This window comes from Shigella sp. FJ200513 (assembly GCF_040495915.1).
GTDB lineage: Bacteria > Pseudomonadota > Gammaproteobacteria > Enterobacterales > Enterobacteriaceae > ECMA0423.
This window is the reverse complement of the sequence record NZ_JBDYCV010000175.1, coordinates 1-4,706: the sequence shown is the minus strand read 5'-3', so window position 1 is coordinate 4,706 and position 4,706 is coordinate 1. Positions and strand designations below refer to the sequence as shown.

The window sequence follows — 4,706 nt, the reverse complement described above, 5'->3', positions numbered from 1 at the left end:
CGCTGGGTTATCGCTCGCCACGGGAATATCTGCGGCAGCGGGCTTGTAATGGGTTAAGTGATAACAGATGTCTGGAACTATAGGGGCAAATCCAATCACTAATGGATTTACTATAACGAATACGATATTTATTCCCATAATATAAATTCGCAATCGAACGCGTAATATCTGTCGATAAACTCCCTAACAGCCCCAGAGAAATGCCAATACCCGTAGATATTGCATTAAAATGAGTGGCGTTTTGAATCCCTCCATACACCGTGACGCCATAAGGAAGCCCGTACATCGCCGTGATTTCGCCCACGGAGACAGGGGAGCTTTTTATACCTTCTTCTTTATATTCCCCCCCATCACACTATATTTGAAATATCCTTCATGCAGAGCGATGGCCGGCGTTTGAAATGGCACGGAAAAATACTGCTCCTCGCCATTACTCTCTCTCACTGTAACATCAAGCTCCCCGCCAACGGCCAGCGTTGGTAAATTATCCAGCGCAAAAGGCCCTGGCGGCACAGAACGGGTAAAAATAATTTGCCCATTTTGTTTAATAATAACCTGCGCCTCACTTTGTGCTATTCCATGCACCACAGGTGTGTAGTAGCTGTCCTCCGGCGGAGTCATCGCATCGTCGGTCGCTAACATCCCGCCGCGAAAAGGTATGCTGTCAAACACCTCAGACGACGTATAAGATTCTCCAAGCGTTAATCGGCTTTTAATCGCATTTATGCCTCGCTCAAACCACATGTAACCCCTTTGCCATCTTTCTGACTGGCCAAGTTCCTTGCTCCATGTCACTGAACTACGAAACCTCCAGGCACCAAGATTAAACCCTGGAGTGAACCTGCCATAACGAGAATTACGCGTGGTAGATTGATTATCATTTTGTTTGGAAATATCAATATTTGTCTGATACACCATGCGGAATGCAGCTACACCCTCATTCCATAACGACACTGGTGCTAAACTACTTTTTTTATCTTGCAGATACAGTTGTGGAACGGTTATCTGTACGCGCTGGCTATCAAAATCATAATTTACTTTCAAACCTTCAATAGAGTTCCATTTAAAACACTGATTCTTTTTATTGTCAGTATCACTGCTGCTTTTATCAATTTTAATGCCATAGTGGATAAGGTCATCAACGGTTAAACATGGAACAAGCTCTTTTTCTTCAGGGGATTCCGGACGATGAAAGGGAAACTCCCCAACATCAACTTTTTCACCGTTAAGATAAATTTCCACACGATAATTTCCGGGGAGTTGCTCTCCCTGATTAAACATTGCCACAGTGTCCGCACTAACGTTTCCTTCCAACTGTGAAGAATCAAATGACCACTCCTGGGCACTTAACTGACCCGCAAGTAAGGCCATTATCAAAATTAATGACAGTCGATAAAACATGGAATATGCATGGCATAAAAATATTCAATAAAAATGTAATACATTATGATTGCAAATGAGATATAAACAAACGACTCTCACCACCTTCATCAGTAATCACAGACCATTTAATATCCTGGCCGCTAGTTTTTGGCATAACAAACTCATGTTGCGAAAACGGCGCAATATAATCTAGTTTCTCAATCTTGCTACCGCCAACCTGTAAAGAAGAAAGGTTGATGTAGAACGGCGACTGATTGACCGCGACAATTTTATCACCCTGCTTTTTCCACGATAACTTCTCACTCGCATTAACCATCTTGCCTTCAATACCAGATGGCCTGGTAATAAGTTTTATGCAGGTATGTACGTTAACCTGGATGTTCAGGTTCACATTTTCAGCAATTTTTTCTTTATCTTTCTCGGCCCAAACATCACTCTTTTTAGGCGTAATGCCGGTGGCGCATAGCCAGTGTAATTTTTCCCTGTCTTGTAAAGCTGGCGCAGTCTGCACAACCCACATTTTATTTTGCTGGCCTGGATTAAGCCTGAACAGTGGCGGAGTGACAATAAAGGGCGCTGCAGTTACTTTATCTTCTTCAAAGACTTTACTCTGCACAAGCATCGGCCAATCCTGCGGATTTGTCACAGTTATCGCTGCGCCATCCGACCCTTGTTCATAGATTAATCGCGTTGCACTAAGCTTCAGTTTAAAAACTGAAGTGTTTTGAGTCACTTTGACATCATCCGCAGCATAGGTGGGAAATGCGCTTGATAAAAACGACAAGCAAAATACGACTTTGGTTAGTACATTAAAATTTTTCATTATTATAAAAACCATTTCGACAACTGATAAATCCGCGTTCACTAACAAGGTAATGAACGCGGAACCAACCTACAACGCCTTACTCTTTTTTAGATTATATTTATGTTGCCCATATCGTAAATATGGCTTTTCTTAATTTTGTTATTTCTTTTATTCAACGCATTAATTTAGCGCACAGTTATAATAGCCTTCAAAAGCCTACAATAAAAAATCACCTATATTTGCAAGCAAATATTTAACCAAAACCTGAAAATTTAAAAAACAACATTGACAATATCTTTTTTTTGACCAAGACAATTACAACCAGAACCTTATTAACTCTCTTTAAATATTTTTAATTCTTATTTTTTTCCAGGTTTCACAGCTACAAACCCGTGGCAAAACATAGCACCCATCTATTACTAACCTCACCACGCATGCTCAGCGATTTCGTCATCGAAAAAGAGAGTTATCTATGACGCATCAATTATACTTTTTGCTTTGTTCGCATATTGTTACATCTTTCATACCTTGACGCATCTCTTCCCAACGCGGGTATCGCCTGTTGTATAAGTTGAGCATTACGTACTAACCAGACGTACTCACTTTTATTCCTGGTGCCTAATCGTTCTCGAATTGCGGACTCATGGGCGCTAACGGTCTTGAGGCCAATACCACAGATTTCTGCAATTTTACGTGTGCTAATCCCCTTCGCGCGGAGTAAAAGAACCCTCCATTGCACTCTTCCCAGGCGTTTTATAAACAAAGGACCAGGCAAACAATGAGCATTTAACACCTTCCGTAATGAAGATAATAAAATATCCACTTTTGCACTCCCATGAGTAAGCCATACTCGGGAAAGAGGCCCGATATCATTCGTCATTCCTTCAGGAATAGCATCGCTAATAACGAGTTGCCGCATCAGACGGTATCGACGACAAACCTTCACAATATGTCCGGCTAATTCAGGCAAACCATCGTGACGCATTTTTACCCATATCACGATGCTACTGTCAGTCAGAACATTCATATCAGTGGGTAAGGAAGTGAAAACCTGAAGTTTCACTCCCCCAACACGCTTGAGCAAACTGCACACGCCGCAAATGGCAAAAAGATCCAGGCCAATCACCGTGACATTTGTCCATGTGGTATTTTCTGGCGAGAGAATATTACAGTTGATGTTTGTGCTTTCTAATTTCTTATACGTCAGATCGTTAACCATTAGTTTCCCCCGCGAGTAAAACGTTCGTCATTTACAAATACCCGAGCTGCGCGTTTTCTTATTTTTTCAGCTGTCAGATAATCACCGCGCCTGTGCGCAATGAATATCATTGCAGCGCTTACGTCTGCATCATTGTGGATTGCCAACCATTTATTTCCCCACACAGTGAAAAGAGACATGCTTTCCGTATCGCGAACGAACCCCGGTTTATTCGCAATAAGCAGATGCTGATCGCGCTCAAGACGTTCTGCCTGCGTCAGGTATTTCCAGCTATGTTCCGGAAGGCGAGGGATAAATCCTTCGTTCATATCAGCTTCAGCTCTGGTCAGTTCCCGCTGTGCATCAAATCCCGCTACCAGGATGACCAGCGCGGCGGTCATAATGAGCACAATGACAGGCAGAATACCCAACCGGACTGTTTTAGGTATACGTACCTGATTCATCACGTTTTCCGGCATTCCGATGCGGAAAAGGAGCAGCAACAGCATCAAATGGGGAACAGACGTATAGAGAGGATATTCGGTCATCATATGAATGACTAAAGGCAACCCCATTAAGGCAATAAACCACTTTTCACATTGATGGTGCGCGTTATTGTTTGTCATTTTCAGGCGGCATATACACGGCCACAGCCAAACGCCTGATAGCAGCAAAAAACCAAACAAGGCGACGATGCCACCTTCAGCCGTTACGAACAGCAGTTCGTTATGGGGATGCGTAGCCGTATCACTCTCTATGTTTGTCACGCCCACATCCTCTAAGGCTTGCGGGAAGGTCGCTTCAAAGCTGCCTAACCCCCAACCGGTTAAGGGGCGCTGTTGAATAAGACTTATGGCACCTTTCAGAATACGTATACGCTGGTCATTCGATGATGAATGCGTAAAGTCAGCCGTTGTCTCCCCTGGCATGGCATAGTTTGAGATACCGACACACCAGCACAGCAAGGAGGCGACGAAGATCAAGCGCAACAGACCGCTAAGGGGACGTCCGCGCCAGCGGGGTCTGTCCGCGAGAGCGGCCAGCACGATGACGCAAAATAAACCAAGAAGGCCGACACGGCTTTGTGTAAGGACTAAAGCTGTAGACAGAGGGTATAACGACAACAAACATATCAACGTCAGAGAACGAGTACGCGCCGTTAAAGCCAGATACAACGCTACGCCGCAACCTGTTGCCAGCCAGCTCGCAAGAACATTTCGCTGCTGGAAAATGCCATACGGAAAGTTGAGGTAGCCTGAGTTTAACGGACACTCCTTCCTGAAATAGAATGGCATCAGAAGGAGCTAATAATGAGCAGAA

3 protein-coding genes and 1 pseudogene are annotated in these 4,706 nt (G+C 43.8%); all 4 read right to left on the bottom strand.

From position 1 onward, the window contains the following. Positions 1 to 157: 157 nt before the first annotated feature. Positions 158 to 1,371: pseudogene (locus ABZJ92_RS20695) on the bottom strand (fimbria/pilus outer membrane usher protein); the annotation flags it as partial. A 73-nt stretch (positions 1,372 to 1,444) separates the two neighbouring features. Then, complete coding sequence (locus ABZJ92_RS20690; protein ID WP_005090407.1) at positions 1,445 to 2,206, bottom strand: fimbria/pilus periplasmic chaperone; 762 nt, start codon at positions 2,204 to 2,206, stop codon at positions 1,445 to 1,447. 466 nt (positions 2,207 to 2,672) lie between these two features. Next, positions 2,673 to 3,407, bottom strand: a complete 735-nt coding sequence (locus tag ABZJ92_RS20685; RefSeq protein ID WP_000245840.1) for a helix-turn-helix transcriptional regulator — start codon at positions 3,405 to 3,407, stop codon at positions 2,673 to 2,675. Beyond that, positions 3,407 to 4,681 carry an O-antigen ligase family protein gene (locus tag ABZJ92_RS20680; RefSeq protein WP_005052544.1) on the bottom strand — a complete coding sequence of 425 codons (1,275 nt, stop codon included), beginning with the start codon at positions 4,679 to 4,681 and terminating at the stop codon, positions 3,407 to 3,409. Before ABZJ92_RS20680 ends, ABZJ92_RS20685 begins: the two co-directional genes overlap by 1 nt. Positions 4,682 to 4,706 lie beyond the last annotated feature (25 nt).

What these genes read in the sequence shown, in the direction of transcription:
- ABZJ92_RS20690 (WP_005090407.1), bottom strand. Translation starts at nt 2,206, where the DNA reads ATGAAAAATTTTAATGTACTAACCAAAGTCGTATTTTGCTTGTCGTTT.
- ABZJ92_RS20685 (WP_000245840.1), bottom strand. Translation starts at nt 3,407, where the DNA reads ATGGTTAACGATCTGACGTATAAGAAATTAGAAAGCACAAACATCAAC.
- ABZJ92_RS20680 (WP_005052544.1), bottom strand. Translation starts at nt 4,681, where the DNA reads ATGCCATTCTATTTCAGGAAGGAGTGTCCGTTAAACTCAGGCTACCTC.